This is a genomic window from Acinetobacter portensis (assembly GCF_009372215.1).
Classification (GTDB): Bacteria; Pseudomonadota; Gammaproteobacteria; order Pseudomonadales; family Moraxellaceae; genus Acinetobacter; species Acinetobacter portensis.
Genome location: NZ_LWRV01000080.1, coordinates 25,805 through 41,823 on the forward strand (window position 1 = coordinate 25,805; position 16,019 = coordinate 41,823).

The window sequence follows — 16,019 nt, forward strand, 5'->3', positions numbered from 1 at the left end:
TTATTGATCTTCGCGACAATATTCAGCAATTGTGCTTAGACGTTTTTTCGCATTTTTGTAAATTGGGTTTGTTTCATCCCAAGCATATCCTGCCAATAATGATGCAATCATTCGACGAACTTTATCATCTTGATGGTTCGAGAATACAACATCTTGGAACTCACCCGTATACCAAGCCTCAACATATGCACGGAACACTTGAATACCTGCACGTAGCGGTTTTTCATATTGTTCCATCCAATCGATGTTTTCACCTTGAATATATTGATCTACCAAAGGCACAACCATACTTGATGATTTCAATGCAATGGTCACACCCGATGAAAACACAGGATCTAAGAACTCGCCTGCATTACCTAAAAGTGCATAGTTACGCTGCGCAAGATGTTTTACATTTGCAGAATAACCTACCAGCGTACGAACAGGCGTATCGAATTTAGCATTACGAAGAACATGAGAAAGCGCTTCATCATCGGCTAAAATACGGCGTTGTAGAGCAGCAACATCGTAATCTTGACTGCCATCGAAGCCATATTTTTCAAAGAAGTCTTCTTCTGCAACAATACCAAAAGATGATCGACCATCTGCAAATGGAATAAGCCAGTACCAAGCACGTGGGTCTTTTTCGTGAACTGTAATTAAGATTTTTTCACGATCAAAATCTGGATCATCTAAAATTCCATCTTCAATGTGAGTAAATACAGCTCGACGCACAGGAAAATCTGATGGGCTTTCTAAGTCTAAATGCTTCGGTAAAATACGACCAAAACCGCTTGCATCTAATAAAAATTTCGCTTTAATTTGGTAGGTTTCACCTTGCTCAGTTTTTACATCTAGAACAGGTTGCTCTCCATCAACATTAACTGCCAAAACTTCATGACCAAAACGAATATCTGTTCCCATCTTTTCAGCTTGTTGCGCTAAAAGATGGTCAAAACTAGCACGGCGTACTTGCCATGTTGTTCCTGGCCCTTCACTAAATTTTTGGGTGAAATCGTAGAAGCTTCGTTTTTTTCCTTTTAAAAAGGCTGCGCCATTTTTAAATTGAAAAGCACATTCCTCTACATGCTCTCGCACGGTATCGAGTAATCCTGCTTCTTCCAAAAACACCATACATTGAGGTAGCAAAGACTCACCAATAGAAAACCTTGGAAAATGTTGCTTTTCAATAATGGTTACTTGATATCCCTTCTGCTTCAACAATGCTGCTGCTGAACTTCCTGAAGGCCCCGCCCCAATAATTAATACATCTGTTATTTGCATTGTGCTCATGCACTATTTCTCCACACCATCAGTTCTTTGACTGATATTGCTGAACTACAACATGTTTATCATCGGATGATGTAAACAATGTTGCGTAAATGAAAGCGAAAATTACACCAAGTAAAGCTGTTAAACCAAAGCAATGAATCGCATACGTTTGGCTAAATGAAAGCAAACCAAAACTAAAAAATGTCGACATCATACAAAGAAACAATGCCATACCCACCACTTGTGGATGATCATGTCCATGTCGATAAAAAATCGCATAATCCACGCCAATTCCCATAATGAGGAACGTGCCCATAATACTGAATAAGTTTATTTCAACACCTAGCCATACTTGAATGGCAAATGTCGTCATAAGTGCCATTGTCACAGGTAATACCAAAGGCAAAACCGATTTTTTGCCATAAATAAAACCAAGACCAAGCATTAATAAAATAATGGCTAAACCAAGTAACCACTGCGCTTGAATACGGTGTTCTTTAAATAATTCAGAGAGCTGATTCACAGGTTGAAGCAATTGCACATTTGCATTGACTAGCGTCTTGAGAGCTTGATTATTCTGAACGCCTTGCAACATCACCAAACGCTCTGTAGAACTCATTTGCAAAAATGCGAGTGGATGATCTGCAAAGATTTTATCTGTAAGTAAAGGCTGCTGTTTTAACTGATTCTGCCATGCCAAAAGATCGTTTGGATCTAACTGCATTGCTTGTGCATATTCAGTTAATGTTCCACGTGGAATCTGTTCTAAAAGTTGAATATTGTGCTGTTGTTGTTGAGTCGATGGTAGCCATTGACCTAAAGCTTGGAAACCATCTAATTTTCCAGAATTTTTAAGTTCTTCAAGTTTCAACAATAAATCTTGTTCATTTTTTTCAAGTTCTTGTGATGTTTTTCCACTGACAACAAAGTAATCGCTGCCTTGTTGTTGCATAAAACGATCACGAACATATTGATCTTCCTGTTTAAGTTTTTGATCCATACTTTGCAAATTGCGAATATCGTCATTGCTTTTCAGGAAAAATAAACTCGTTGTAGTTACCACTAAAATGACAAGAATTAAACCATAACGAAGTGGGTTATTGGCTTGTACAAAGCTACGAATTTTTCCAATAAAACTTAAGGTTCGAATTGCAGGTTCTGCATTTAAGGCAGGCAATCTTGGCAATAATAAAATACTGGTAATCCATGCAGCGGTTAAACCCACCATAGAAAATACAGCAATTTGTCTAAAGCCCGAAAATGGCGTAAAGCTTAGAACTACATACGCAAATAATGTTGTTAATAAGCCTACAAATAAACTTGGTAAAACAGGTTTTAAAACGCTAAATCCATCAATATGTCGATGCTGAGATTGCATTGCCATAAAATAAAATGAAAAGTCGACACAAACGCCTATTAAGCTTGCGCCAAAGACCAAAGTCATTAGATGGATTTCATCAAACACTAAATAAGTTGCAGCAAATGCAACCAAACATCCTGTTCCTACTGCCACCATTTCGGTCAACATTGGACGCACAGATCGAAAGCCAAACCAAACCAGTAAAAGAATGCCTAGTGTTGAACCGACACCAATCGTTGAAATTTCTTCTTGCGCTGAATTTGTTCCAAATTGGGCAAACATGAGCGTGCCTGTCCAATGTGGTTGCACCTGATATTGTTTTATTTTCAGGTTTAATTCATCAATAAAATGAGCTGTTTTTTCTTGGTATTCAATATTGTAAGGACTGTTTTTTAACTCTAAAACCAAAAGACGTGAAATGCCTTTTTCATCTCGTATTGTGGCAAAACCATCTTCCAGTTGAATATCTGTTTGGGTTTGCAATGCAGATAAACCCATCGCATAGCGTGGGAAAAAGAGTAATGGATCTTGCTTTAAAAGCTCTGCGGTAATGGGCATACCTGGGCTCATCATTTGCAACATACTTTGTTCGGTAAGTGCCTGATAGTCCTTTTGCTCGAGTAATGTTTTATCGCTTTCGTTTAATAAGCCAACCTTATGCTGATATAAAGCTTTAGCAAATTTTTCATTATCAAGCTGAGGCTTTAAAGGATGAAACAAATCACTTTGTTTGACTTCAGCTTGAATTTCCTGAGTGACATGATTTAAAGATGCATCATCTTTTGCATCAAGCACGAGAAAAATTTTGTCATTCAGCTTTTCACTTACATATTGCTGTGCTTTTTCTAAACGCTCATCTTGGTGCGTTTCGGGTAGTAGTGCAAAGATATTGGTTTGAATATGAATATCTTTATTTAACCATGCCACACCAAGCATAATGGCAATAATGCTCAGAATAATCAGCCAAGCGGCTGTACACTTATTTTGCCAATTGGAAAAGTGCATTTTCAGCTGCCGTTAAAGTTTGAGGTTGAGCCGTTTGCTGACTAAAACGAATGGTCGTGCTGTTATTAGCTTGCTCTTGAATCACAATACGGTCTACATAACGTTGACCTTGTGCATCCACTTTTACAAAAAGCTTTTTAAATAAACCACTTTTTGGCGTTAAGGAAACATTCCATTTTGTTGGTGTGTAACTTGCAGAAACCACATTAAAGTTTTTCGCCAAAGCTGTTTCATTACCCGACATCAACTGTAAAAACATCGTTGCTATAGAACCATAAGGCGTTTTATCGACTTCAATTTGGCTATAAGTACGTTGCGTTTTTTGCACAAGCTTTTTAGGTGTAACAATTAAATCTGCTTTTACAGGACTTTGAATTTGCCAAAGTACACCGCTATCTTTAGTAAAAACCACCGTACCTTTAGAGATGTAGGTTTTATTTAAAGATGCTAACTTTTTATGTTGTTCGAAATTAGCACGTATAACAGATGTTGCTGAAAGTTGACTAAAAATTTGTTTAAGTTCTGCATTTTGTGCATAAGTAGCTGTACTGAATAAAGCAAATACACTGAATATTGCAGTGATCAACATTTTCATAAGGCGATTACCTTTCATATTCATTTTATTGACCATCCTTAAATTCAGACCACGCTTTTAAGCAATCGAATAAAACTTGTGGAGATTGATAACACATTTCACGTGACTTCATATCTACCGCAACTTGTGATGTATAACCTTTGGTAAGGCGCTTACCCGATTCAGCATCAAAAATTTGATATTCAATTTTCAAACGGTTTTCCCATTCTTTTAAAATGGCGCGAACACGAATTTTTTGCTCAAATTCAATACCATGTGCATAACGAACATGACTTTCAATAACGGGCCATGCATACCCAGAATCACGCATTTGGTTGTAGTTATAGTGAAATTGATCGAGCAATTTACATCGAGCAATTTCAAAATACTTCAAATAATGCCCGTGCCAAACCACATTCATGGTATCTACATCATGAAATGGCACTTCAATAATTACATCGGCATGCATAGCAAATTCCTATTTTGAAACAGTCTTATGAATTGAATACTTGATTTAACAAATCTAAGTTTTCAAAACGATCTACAAGACCTTGCAGTTCATTCTGTAATGGTCGATCTTCTTCCACATAATTGAATGTTTGAAGAACCCACTGTTTAAATGCTGTTAATACATCGCTTAAATCTGTATCGACACCTTTGAGTTTAATCGCTTGAACACTTGCACAACTTAAAGCAGCAATCACCTGTTCTGTTAAAACAATCACACGCGCTGCATCACGTGCTGCAATAGTTCCCATGCTCACTTTATCTTGATTGTGACACTCTGTTGAGCGAGAAAAAATTGATGCCGCAAGTGTTTGTTTTAGTGCTTCAGCCGTCCAAGCAGACACACCAATTTGAACTGCTTTAAAACCATGATTTAACGGTAAACGATCGGCAGTTGAACCCGTTAAATTACGTGGTAAACCATTATTCATTTTATAGTCGACTAACTGTGCAAGCTGACGATCCATCAAATCTGCAATATTGGCAATCATAATTTTTAAACTATCCATGGCTTGAGCAATATGCCCGCCATAGAAATGACCACCATGTAAAACACGTAAATTAACAGGATCAATTAATGGATTATCATTACTTGAGTTCAATTCATTTTCGATGAACTGACGTAGCCATGTTTTTGAATCTTCAAATACGCCAATAATATGAGGTGCACAGCGTAATGAATAACGATCTTGTAAACGTGAATTTTGATGTTCTGTTTGCACTTCGCTGTTTAACCAATCACGTAATTGAGCCGCAATATTTTGCTGTCCTACATGTGGCTTTTGCGCAAATAAGACTTCATCAAAATGACTCGGGTTCCCTTCTAAAGCCAAAACATTGAGCGCAGTAATACAGGTACTTGCTAATGCAATTTGTTCTGCTTTTTTATAATTCAAACATGCGATTGCAGTCATCACGGCTGTGCCATTCATGAGTGCTAAACCTTCTTTCGGGCGCATCACATGAGCTTCAATACCCTTTTCTGCATACACTTGTGCAATAGGTACAATTTGACCTTGGTAATACACATCACGCTCGCCAACTAAAGCACCTGCAATATAAGACAATGGCGTTAAATCACCACTCGCTCCTACAGAACCTTCCGATGGAATCACAGGGATTACATTTTCATTAAGCATCCACGCTAAACGCTCAAGTAATGCATGAGATACACCAGAATAACCACGTGCCAATGAACACAAGCGCGTTACAACTACAGCACGTGCAGTCACTAAATCTAAATTTTGACCTAAACCACAACCATGGAAACGAGATAAGTGCAAAGGAAGTTCATTCACTTGATGTGCAGGAATTTCGACCAAGCATGAATCGCCATAACCTGTTGTTACGCCATAAATTACGCCTTCATCTTTTAAAAGCTGATCTAAAAAATCTGCACCACGCTGAATAAGTTCGCGCCATTCAACCGATGAAGGTAATGTCACTTTCATTTCTTGACGAGCAACAGCAACAACTTCCTCAATTGAAAGTGGCTTTTCTCCTATCACTAATACTTGCATTATTTCTTATTCCAAAAATTATAAAAATTAAACCATTGGTATGGAGCGCGTAAGCAATGTTTTTCCAACAGAACAACGTATTGACGCATTGTTTTTTGCATGTCTTCCATGCGTGTTTTTCTTGAAAACTGTAATTGATCTGTCATTTTATAAATATGCACTTCAAATTGCTGACAAGTACGATAACAAAACACTGCTAATACAGGAACTTTGAGTAAGCTGGCTAAAATCCATGCACCTTGAGGCCAATCTGCATCCTCGCCTAAAAACTCAACAGTTTGTACACGATTCGACTGCACAGGTATGCGATCTGCAGCCACAATAATCCATTCGCCTTGAGCTAATTTTTCTTGTAGTACTAGAGCTGTATCTACGCCTAACTCATCGACAGGAACTAAATTTACATCTGCATGTGAGTTCAATTTTTTAATAAATTGATTAAATTTCGTGGCATGTTTTTGGTAAACCAAAATATTAATTTTTTGCGGATTTTCAGACTTTATTGCGCGTAAAAGCTCAATATTTCCAAAATGAGAAACAACAATCACCGCCCCTTTTTGATATTGCTCGCGAATTTTCTCATGACCAAAAAGCTTTAACTCTGTTTCTGGAATATGCCCCAACCAGCCTTCTATTTTATCTAAAATACATTCTGCAAATTGCATTAAATGTGTATAGGTATTGGTTTGCGTAGGTGGTGATTTAAAAGGTGAGGCCTCACCTGAAAATTCATGTAGTTTCGTTAAGTAATTTAAAGAAGCTTGACGCGCAGTTTTGGAAAATAGCCAATACCAAAAAATCACAAATAAAAGTACAACACGACACAACCAACGCCCGCCTAATCGATAAAAGCCCAGCATAAGCATGAGCGGCAACATTCCGCCACGTTCTTTAATATTGCTCCATTTTTTCTGATCTAATGAGCTCATATTAATTTTTCACTTTAAAATATATAAGTTTTGGTAAGCGGATGAGCATGCCTGCAAAAAGTCGCGAATGTGCTTTAGTTAAACCAATATTATCTCGTAAAGCATTGAAGTGTGAAATGCCATCTTCAGGGTAGATAACATGTGTTGGTACATTTATGAAAGGTACATTTTCCCACTTCAAACGAACCAATATTTCAGTATCAAAACCCATTCTAGGTTGAAATTTTGCTTTATTTAAAACAGCAACAGTACTATCTAATGGATAAATACGAAAACCGCACATGCTATCTTTTATCTCAAAAGATAAGCTATTAATCCAAACCCATATATGGGTCGCATAACGTCCATATAGGCGTTTCTTTGGCACAGAAGCATCGAAAACTGGCTTGCCAATAATCATCGCTGATGGATTATTTTTTGATGCATCTAAAAATTTTGATATATCCTTCCAAGCATGCTGACCGTCGGAATCAAGTTGTAAGGCATGGCTATAACCAAGCTCCTTCGCTTTTAACAAGCCAGTGATTACAGCTTGCCCTTTGCCCTGATTGACTTCATGTTCAACCAATTCAACCCATGGGTTTTTACCCGAAATATCACGTAATAACGTAGTGCATTCAATATCACTACCATCATTTACCATAATAATTGGCAATTGAAATTCATTTAGATATTGAACCAAAGCTTCTAAATAATTCGGATGGTTATACACTGGAATCACAAAACAATGTTTCATATCAGCCACCTCTTTTTAATTTTTTTCAGTATTCATCGCAAATAATAAACGACCTGTTGCTATCGTTTTATCTTCCATCGACATTTCAAAATGCACTTTATGCAATTTGCGACTTAGCTTTAAATACAATACAGAATATGGACAAATAAGATCTTGAAACTTCAACTGTTCAAAACCATTACACCATTCAAAATCTTTCCAAATTTGTTTCGCAAAGTGCTGAACAAAGCCAATCTGCCCCACACCTGGAAAAATTGGATAGTGAGGAAAATGTCCTTTAAAACACTCTAGTTCTGGATTAAATTCGAGTTTAAAAGTCATGCCCAATTCATGCTGATGTTGTTCTAGAACCACAGGTAATAACATGGGTTGAAAGAATGACTTTAAATATTGCTTGTTCAGTTTCGACTGAGCATTTTGTGGTAACTGAGTAATAAAACGCCATTGCCTAGGAATTGCTATCGTTTCTAATTTATCTTTTAATTGCGTTTTTAAAGCTTTCACAAAAGAAGATTTCGTCGATTTTTCTAGAAATTCACGCGCATCATGATTAAGAACAACAACACACGCTAACATTTGGCGATGCTCTTTTTCAACCACCAAAACATGGCATTGCTGAACAGCATCTAATTCTAAAATTTTAAGTTCAATCGCATCTAAACTCAGACGTTTTTCTTCAAGTTTCACAATACGATCTAAACGACCAAGTAATTTAAATGAACTTTTAAAGTCGTTTTCCACAGCAAGCTCAATTTTATCACCTGTCAAAATCCAATCATGGGTACATGCATGGTTGGTTTTTACTTCAAGCTCATTGTACTCAGTCATTCGTACATCTACATTTTTAAATGGTATCCAAAGTGCATCATCTTCTTGGCGATACGCAATACCACCTGTTTCAGAACTACCAAAAACTTCTGTGATTGGTCTGTTTAAATAAGGGCGTACACCTGAATCTAATTTCCCACCAGAAGAATATAGGGTTATACAATCTTGTAAAATGACATCTTTTGTCCAACGTTTTAATAAGGCAGGACTTGAAACAACATAGTTTTTAATATTTAAAGAGACTATTTTCTTTTGAATATCAGCAATATCTTCTGGAAATGCGACTTGATTATTATAAAAACTACGACCACTTGCTAGTGGCCAAAGTAATTTGAACAATAAGCCATAAATATGTTGATGACTTACCGTTGCAATTGCAATTGCATATTCAGGCAACTCAAAACTTTCATCTAAACCTTTAACTTCATTGAATAGTTGTGCCAAATTACGTGGAATTTTTTTTGGCTGACCCGTAGAACCCGATGTATAGAAGTAAACTTGTGACTGCTCTAAAAATGCTTGATCAAAATTTAAAGTAACTTGATTGTGTTCAAGCTTATATTCTTGTCTTTCTAAGAAATAAATATCTTGTTCAGCAAGTTCTTTTTCTAAATCACTGATTCGATTTGGAGGAAGTAAAATATCTTTTTTAGCATTTAATGCTGCAAAGAATAAAACTAAAAATTCGTAACTGTCTTGTTCCCAAAGTGCCCATGTTTTCTCTGACAACTGCTCTATATGTAGTTTTTGCTGCTCAACATCTTTCCAGAAATTTGCAAATGTAATCGCACTTAAATCTGACTTTAAACAAAGTACATTTTGTGAATTTAGATGATTCTCAAAGTGACAAGACATAACAATCCGTTTCTATTTTGGCTTAATTCTATTTCTGCGCTTGATGCAACTTCTGTTGACGTTTACGCAGTAAATATTCCCCAAGCAATAAAATTCCCATCAAAATATAGGAAATAAAACCGTTGTATAACACCCAAATTTTTGTAGATGCTAACAATACTGTCATTAAAGCAATGACAGCATTTACAACAAAGAAGCCACACCAAATAAAAGTAACTTTCCGAGTCCAAATAACCCCTTCTAAAGGTAAATCTGGCTCTGCCAAACGTGCAAAGCGTTCTATCATTGATGGTGGCTTAATGAGTGTTGTGGCAAAAATAATAAATGCCCCCACACTCATAAAAACTGGATAAAGCTTTAACCAAGCATGATCTTTAAGCAATAAGCTCAAACCGCCACATAAAATAGCAAATCCAGTTAAAGGCCATAGCAAAGCATTTCCTTTACTAAATAAACGAATTAGGCCAAATACAATCAACAGGCAACTCACCCAGATATATTGACCATTTGCTAAGCTATAACCTACTAAAAAGGGATAGAGAATCAAACCGATTGCGACAATCCCTTTTATAAGAAAACTCATTCAGATGTCATATTCTGAATAACAGTCACAACATCCTGAATGGTACGGACGTTTTTAAAGTCCTCAGGATTCACTTGCTTACCTGTTAACTCTTTAATTTTTACAACTAAATCAATTGCATCAATGCTATCCACATCAAGGTCTGTTGCAAGGTTTGAATTTAATTGAATATCTTCAGGAGCAATTTCAAATAGTTCTTCCATCCACTCGCGTAGTTTTTCGAGTACTTGTTCTTGAGTAAGCATGAATGCCCCTTATGCCGTTTGTTGCGTTTCAACCAAAGTAACTAAACTTTGAATTGACTTAAAATATTGCTTAGTTTCAGTAGATTCAGCACTCAAATGAATGTTGTAACGCTTCTTTAAAGCTAAACCTAGCTCTAATGCGTCAATAGAATCTAAACCCAACCCATTCCCAAACAATGGTGCTTCTGTCTCGATATCTTGAACAGTAATATCTTCAAGTGCGAGAACATCAATAATCATTTGCTTTAATTCATCAGCAAGATTGTTCATTTTAAGATAACTCTTGGTAAAAAAATTGATGAAAATAATGATTTAAAAGACGTACGTTTTTAGGATTAATACTTGTGTCTTCTAAAACATCCTGAATATTAAAGGCATCTAAAACCTTTATTTTGACATGAAACGGTTCCGATGGAATATGATACCACTTTTCATTTTTTGTCAGTGTGGATGGCGAACATGTAATTAAAACTGGTCGTATCGGCACATTTGCACGTAATGCAATATTTGCTGCGCCACGTTGAAATTCATTAAGCACTTCATCTTTTTCAGTTCTTGTTCCCTCAGGGAAAATCACCAATGAAGGAGCCTGATTCTTCGATAATCTATCGACACAATCTTGAATAAATTGCTCAGAACCCGCATTCAAAATATAACCCGCACCTTGTACTGGTCCACGCGTAAAGGGATTTGACCACAGTGCCTGCTTCACCACGCAATTTGCTTGATCCATCAAACCAATCAACATTACAACATCGATAAGCGTTGGATGATTTGCGATAATTAATTCTTGATGACTATTTTCTAACTTTTCCAAACCCTCAACTTCATAAGACATTAGCCCTAGTTTAACCATCATATTGGTAAAACCTTTAAAGGTATGCTTGATTAGTTTTTGAGTCCGTACTTTTCTTAATTCTTCATTTTTAGTTGTCAATTTAACAATAGGTGAAACAACACCACCAATAGCAGCACCGCCTACACCAAAGCTCACAAAGCTAAGACCTGTTGCGCCAACTCGCCATATATAATTCGACTTTTGCTTAATATTTTTTATGCTTAATATTTTTGCCATGCGAATAACTTCATCTCACTGGCATTTTGCCAAAAATTATAAAAATCTTGTGCTTCCAAAGCGGCACAGTGTACAAGCTCTCTCTCTGATAAATTCAAAGAAATATTATGATCATCTAAAGAGAATATTGCCGATAGTGAAAGTGCCTCAAAATTTTGTTGCTCATTATAAACATTCGGAAGTGGTTCATCATAATAAACGATCAACACTTTTGCATTGGCTTGATGGGTTGTTTTCAACCAAGAATATGCTTCAATGACTGCATCTGCCCAAGTTCCTGCTAAGCTGGTAGATAAAGTGGCATCTTCACATAAAATTGAATATAAGCCTGCAATCGCATTATGAACTGAAGTAGAAAATTGTGTTGGTGATGGTGTTTCGTCGTTTAAAACATCTTCCAAAATTTTAAATGTTTTATGTTCATCACCATATTGCGAAACCCACACAATATAATCGACGTTATTATTTTCTAATGATTCTATCGCATTATTTAATGCAAGTTTGGCAATAAAGGATAAACGGCGGCGCTGCATCGCTGGAATTCTTGCTAAGCCCTGAAACGTAGAGTCCGATTGACTTATATTCAGCTGAGTTAAATTCAATCTGACCATATCTACTTTATCCCTACTCACAGATACAACATCCAGCATTATTTGCTAATCTTCAGCCAAGCAATTATATCACCTGTCAAAAAAAATCTACAAAAAATATATTGCTTATAAATTTTTCTTTATACCAGTGAACTTTCAAGTAAATATCTTTACTGACATCAATAAAAAAGCCTGCATAAAAGATAATGCAGGCTTTAAAAAAAAATATGATTAACTCCCCTGAACTAAGCGACGTGCGCTAATAATCCCAGGTTGTTGCTCTAAACGAGCCAATAATTTAGATAACTGAGCCAGACCTTTTACTTCAATCAATAATTTCATATTGGCAATACCATCTGCCTCTGAAATGGTATTTACCTGACGAATATTAATTTGATCCGAGAAAATCACCTGTGTTAAATCTTTCAACAACCCTCGTCGATCGTAAGCTTCAACCACTATTTGTACGCTTTGACCACGTGTAGGCTGCATCTCCCAATCGGCTTCAACAGCACGTTCGGGTTCTTGACCAATCATGCGAATATAATCTTGGCAGGCTACTTTATGAATACTCACACCACGGTTTAAAGTAATATAACCCGCAATGGATTCACCATGTACAGGCTGACAACATTGCGCAACATGTAACTCCACATTATCTAAACCATCAATCAAAATTCCATGTGCAGATAAAGTATGACTTGCACGTGGATTCAACGTCGGTTTTAGAACTAGTTCAGGCTCATCCTGATCTAGATGCATGTGACGATTCACCTGATTAATTAAGGCATGTAAACTAATGTCACCATTCACCAATGCAATCAGAATATCTTCACCCAATTTCACATTAAAATGATTGCAATAATCACTTAAATCGATACTTTTAGGATGAATTGCAAGACGCGCCAACTCTTTATTTAAAAGGTCACGTCCTACTTCTAAATTCTTACTTCTATCCTGCTGACGGAACCAATGACGTAGCTTGTCACGTGCACGTGCCGTTTTAATATAACCCAGAGAGTTCACCAGCCAATCACGATTTGGCTCACGATCTTTTTTGGTTAAAATTTCAACTTGCTCACCTGTTTTAAGTGCGTAAGTTAAAGGTACATAACGTTGGTTTACACGTGCTGCATAACATTTATTACCTACTTCTGTATGAACATGATAAGCAAAATCTAAAACGGTAGAGCCACGTGGCAATTCTTTAATATCACCATCACGGCTAAAGACATATATTTTTTCGAAATCTTCAAATTCTTGAATTTGATCAAAGTTTTCCTCATCTTTTTCATCTTTATGCGCACTAGCATCAGTACGTTCTTGATAATGCTCAAGTACAGAACGTAAAGAATGTAAACGATGATTAAAGGAATGATCTGTCGCTTTCGCACCTTCTTTATAGTTAAAGTGCGAACACACACCAAGCTCAGCTTCTTCATGCATGCTCGTTGTACGAATTTGCACTTCTAAAGATTTGTTTTCAGCAATCACAGCCGTATGTAATGAGCGATAACCGTTGGCTTTTGGGTTGGTAATGTAATCATCAAATTGATGCGGAATATGACGCCAAATTTGATGAACAATCCCTAAACTGTGGTAACACTCTGGTACAGACTTAACCAAAACACGCAATGCACGAATATCATAAAGCTGATCGAAACTGAGGTTTTTACTTTTCATTTTTCGATAAATCGAATAAATGTGTTTCACTCGTCCGTTAATTTCAGCTTCAATTTTATGATCAGCCAATTCATTTTTAAGCTTATCAATCACAAATTGAATATATTGCTCACGCTCTAAACGCTTTTCATTTAAAAGTGTCGCAATTTCTTTATAACGATCTGGTGCTAAATAGCGAAAAGCTAAATCTTCAAGCTCCCACTTTAACTGCGCAATACCTAAACGGTGCGCAAGTGGTGCATAAATGGTTAGAATCTCTCGCGCAACACGTTCTTGACGCTCTTTCGATGAATGAGCCAATTCACGCAATGCATAGGTACGTTCAGCAAGCTTAATGAGTACAACACGAACATCTTCCGTTACGGAAATAAGCATTTTATAAATGCCTGTTAAATGCTCACGCTGATTATTATTAAAATGATCTTCTAAACGCTTATTTTTTTCAATAAGGTCTGACAAGCGCCCCATTGCTAAAGTGCCTTTCACCAAAGCAAAAACAGGCTCACCAAACAAACTACGAATTTCATCTATAGAGACAAGCCCTTCTCGAATACTTCGATAAAGGAAAGCAGCAGAAAGCGTGTCTTCATCGGCATGTAAATGAGCAAGAATATCTGCCATTTCAATACCCGCATAAAGCGTATTTGAACGATGTTTGACCGTCGTTTCTAATTCTTTTTGTAAAATGTAGTTTGCAACTTCTTCGAGTCGCTTGAGTGCAGCCCCATCTAATATGCCACGTACACGATTTAACCACTCGGTAATATCTTGTCGTGCTTGTTCGGCATGTTCTACAGTCGTTTCCTCAGACAATTCATTAAAATGTCCGGGAAGCTGTTCACGTACTGTGACCATACCTTTCTCCTACCTCTATATATTTCATTATTTGTTAATCGTTTATTACGAGTTCTTTCTCAAACAAAGCAATGGATTCAACATGTCCTGTATGTGTAAACATGTCCATAACACCTGCTGTTTTCAATGTATACCCATGCTGTTGCAACACTTTTGCATCCCTTGCGAGTGTCGCTGGATTACACGATACATAAACGATTTTTTTTGCACCAAACTTAGGCACATAACTCATCACCTCTTCCGCACCTGAGCGAGGCGGGTCAATCAATAATGCATCAAAACCTTGATTTGCCCAAGAATGATGCGAAAAATCTTTTGTTAAATCTTGTGAATAAAACTCAACATTGTCTAAACCGTTGCGTTTGGCATTTTCTGCACCACGCTGAACCATATCATCTGAACCTTCAACTGCAATCACTTTACCTGTCGCACCAACACTGCGCGCCAAAGGTAATGAAAAATTACCCAGTCCACAAAATAGATCGAGAACTCGTTCACCACCTTGGAATTGAAGCAATTCACATGCCATCTTCACCATTTGTGGGTTAATTGTTGAGTTTACTTGCGTAAAATCTAGGGGATGAAAAGCAAATTTAATGTCGAAATCATTCAAACTATAGTGCAAACGCATTGCTGCTTGTGCATCATCAACTCGATGAACCGATTCAGCACCTTCTGGCTGCAAATACAATTGCCACTGTTTATGTAACGTAAATTCCTTTAATACGTTGACATCAGCATCACATAATTTATCCGTATGACGAACCAATAGCGCAATTTCTGTATCACCCATGGCTAATTCTACATGACCAATATCAGCTTTGCCTCTTAGACTTTGGAGTAACTGCTTCAAACTTGTTAAAGAACCGAATTGCTTATCTAGCACCAAACAGCGGTCAATATTGGTTAAATGATTACTTGCTCGCTCACGAAAACCAACAACAAGCTTATCTTTGCTTGGAATATAGCGTACGCCTATACGTGCTTTTCGACGGTAGTCTTCACGTAAAGAACGCAATGGTGCTAACCATTCCTTAGGTTGAATTCCTGCGAAGTGCTCTAAATGCGACTTTAATACATTCTGCTTAAGAAAAATTTGTTCATCTTCTTGAATATGTTGCATATTACAGCCACCACATATGCCATAGTGTGGACATTGTGGCTCTGCACGTATTGCCGATGGTTCACTGAGTAACTCAATAAAATCGGCTTCTTCTAATTTTTTAACTTCACGCGTAATTCTTGCTTTTACTGTTTCACCTGGTAAAGCAGACCCAATAAACACTTTTTTTCCGTGCTTTTCTACAGGATGATCGGGATGTGAACCATAGTGTGCTATACCACGCCCCTCGTGTGATAGTGACTCAACCTGAAATGTATAAATGGCTTGTTGAGTAGTACGAGGTTTGGCTCTATGTTTCAT

Annotated in this window: 15 protein-coding genes; all 15 read right to left on the reverse strand. The window is 37.0% G+C overall.

All coding sequences use genetic code 11. From position 1 onward, the window contains the following. The 15 genes from A6M14_RS09180 to rlmD all read right to left on the reverse strand — a co-directional run bounded on the left by A6M14_RS09180 (position 1) and on the right by rlmD (position 16,019). A complete protein-coding gene (locus A6M14_RS09180) occupies positions 1–1,272 on the reverse strand; it encodes an NAD(P)/FAD-dependent oxidoreductase (protein ID WP_152874649.1) in 1,272 nt (423 codons plus the stop codon). Between the two features lie 19 nt (positions 1,273–1,291). Beyond that, the gene (locus A6M14_RS09185) at positions 1,292–3,616 is read right to left on the reverse strand and encodes an MMPL family transporter (RefSeq protein ID WP_152874650.1); all 2,325 of its coding nucleotides are present in this window, start codon (positions 3,614–3,616) and stop codon (positions 1,292–1,294) included. Continuing rightward, a complete protein-coding gene (locus A6M14_RS09190; protein WP_378226806.1) occupies positions 3,591–4,211 on the reverse strand; it encodes a LolA family protein in 621 nt (206 codons plus the stop codon). The genes A6M14_RS09185 and A6M14_RS09190 overlap by 26 nt, the downstream gene beginning before the upstream one ends. 25 nt (positions 4,212–4,236) lie before the next feature. Then, complete coding sequence (locus A6M14_RS09195; RefSeq protein WP_152874651.1) at positions 4,237–4,659, reverse strand: acyl-CoA thioesterase; 423 nt, start codon at positions 4,657–4,659, stop codon at positions 4,237–4,239. A gap of 25 nt (positions 4,660–4,684) precedes the next feature. Further along, a complete protein-coding gene (locus tag A6M14_RS09200; protein WP_152874652.1) occupies positions 4,685–6,217 on the reverse strand; it encodes an HAL/PAL/TAL family ammonia-lyase in 1,533 nt (510 codons plus the stop codon). Further along, positions 6,217–7,146, reverse strand: a complete 930-nt coding sequence (locus A6M14_RS09205) for an LpxL/LpxP family acyltransferase (RefSeq protein WP_152874653.1) — start codon at positions 7,144–7,146, stop codon at positions 6,217–6,219. The genes A6M14_RS09200 and A6M14_RS09205 overlap by 1 nt, the downstream gene beginning before the upstream one ends. 1 nt (position 7,147) lies before the next feature. Further along, positions 7,148–7,882: a glycosyltransferase family 2 protein gene (locus A6M14_RS09210; protein WP_152874654.1), complete on the reverse strand. Its 735-nt coding sequence runs from the start codon at positions 7,880–7,882 to the stop codon at positions 7,148–7,150. Between the two features lie 15 nt (positions 7,883–7,897). Then, positions 7,898–9,565, reverse strand: a complete 1,668-nt coding sequence (locus tag A6M14_RS09215) for an ApeI family dehydratase (protein WP_152874655.1) — start codon at positions 9,563–9,565, stop codon at positions 7,898–7,900. A gap of 28 nt (positions 9,566–9,593) precedes the next feature. Then, the gene (locus tag A6M14_RS09220) at positions 9,594–10,148 is read right to left on the reverse strand and encodes a COG4648 family protein (RefSeq protein ID WP_152874656.1); all 555 of its coding nucleotides are present in this window, start codon (positions 10,146–10,148) and stop codon (positions 9,594–9,596) included. After that, a complete protein-coding gene (locus tag A6M14_RS09225; RefSeq protein ID WP_152874657.1) occupies positions 10,145–10,393 on the reverse strand; it encodes an acyl carrier protein in 249 nt (82 codons plus the stop codon). The genes A6M14_RS09220 and A6M14_RS09225 overlap by 4 nt, the downstream gene beginning before the upstream one ends. Positions 10,394–10,402: 9 nt before the next feature. Beyond that, the gene (locus tag A6M14_RS09230; protein ID WP_152874658.1) at positions 10,403–10,663 is read right to left on the reverse strand and encodes a phosphopantetheine-binding protein; all 261 of its coding nucleotides are present in this window, start codon (positions 10,661–10,663) and stop codon (positions 10,403–10,405) included. A 1-nt stretch (position 10,664) separates the two neighbouring features. Further along, complete coding sequence (locus A6M14_RS09235; protein WP_188110888.1) at positions 10,665–11,459, reverse strand: 1-acyl-sn-glycerol-3-phosphate acyltransferase; 795 nt, start codon at positions 11,457–11,459, stop codon at positions 10,665–10,667. After that, a complete protein-coding gene (locus A6M14_RS09240) occupies positions 11,453–12,079 on the reverse strand; it encodes a beta-ketoacyl synthase chain length factor (protein WP_152874734.1) in 627 nt (208 codons plus the stop codon). The genes A6M14_RS09235 and A6M14_RS09240 overlap by 7 nt, the downstream gene beginning before the upstream one ends. A 210-nt stretch (positions 12,080–12,289) precedes the next feature. Beyond that, entirely contained in the window at positions 12,290–14,596 is a 2,307-nt protein-coding gene (locus A6M14_RS09245; protein WP_152874660.1) for a RelA/SpoT family protein, read from the reverse strand. A 34-nt stretch (positions 14,597–14,630) separates the two neighbouring features. After that, positions 14,631–16,019, reverse strand: a complete 1,389-nt coding sequence (rlmD, locus tag A6M14_RS09250; RefSeq protein ID WP_152874661.1) for a 23S rRNA (uracil(1939)-C(5))-methyltransferase RlmD — start codon at positions 16,017–16,019, stop codon at positions 14,631–14,633.

Bases quoted from the DNA above. Each gene is read 5' to 3' on its own strand.
- A6M14_RS09180 (WP_152874649.1), bottom strand. From the start codon at position 1,272: ATGAGCACAATGCAAATAACAGATGTATTAATTATTGGGGCGGGGCCT.
- A6M14_RS09185 (WP_152874650.1), bottom strand. From the start codon at position 3,616: ATGCACTTTTCCAATTGGCAAAATAAGTGTACAGCCGCTTGGCTGATT.
- A6M14_RS09190 (WP_378226806.1), bottom strand. From the start codon at position 4,211: ATGAAAATGTTGATCACTGCAATATTCAGTGTATTTGCTTTATTCAGT.
- A6M14_RS09195 (WP_152874651.1), bottom strand. From the start codon at position 4,659: ATGCATGCCGATGTAATTATTGAAGTGCCATTTCATGATGTAGATACC.
- A6M14_RS09200 (WP_152874652.1), bottom strand. From the start codon at position 6,217: ATGCAAGTATTAGTGATAGGAGAAAAGCCACTTTCAATTGAGGAAGTT.
- A6M14_RS09205 (WP_152874653.1), bottom strand. From the start codon at position 7,146: ATGAGCTCATTAGATCAGAAAAAATGGAGCAATATTAAAGAACGTGGC.
- A6M14_RS09210 (WP_152874654.1), bottom strand. From the start codon at position 7,882: ATGAAACATTGTTTTGTGATTCCAGTGTATAACCATCCGAATTATTTA.
- A6M14_RS09215 (WP_152874655.1), bottom strand. From the start codon at position 9,565: ATGTCTTGTCACTTTGAGAATCATCTAAATTCACAAAATGTACTTTGT.
- A6M14_RS09220 (WP_152874656.1), bottom strand. From the start codon at position 10,148: ATGAGTTTTCTTATAAAAGGGATTGTCGCAATCGGTTTGATTCTCTAT.
- A6M14_RS09225 (WP_152874657.1), bottom strand. From the start codon at position 10,393: ATGCTTACTCAAGAACAAGTACTCGAAAAACTACGCGAGTGGATGGAA.
- A6M14_RS09230 (WP_152874658.1), bottom strand. From the start codon at position 10,663: ATGAACAATCTTGCTGATGAATTAAAGCAAATGATTATTGATGTTCTC.
- A6M14_RS09240 (WP_152874734.1), bottom strand. From the start codon at position 12,079: ATGGTCAGATTGAATTTAACTCAGCTGAATATAAGTCAATCGGACTCT.
- A6M14_RS09245 (WP_152874660.1), bottom strand. From the start codon at position 14,596: ATGGTCACAGTACGTGAACAGCTTCCCGGACATTTTAATGAATTGTCT.
- rlmD (WP_152874661.1), bottom strand. From the start codon at position 16,019: ATGAAACATAGAGCCAAACCTCGTACTACTCAACAAGCCATTTATACA.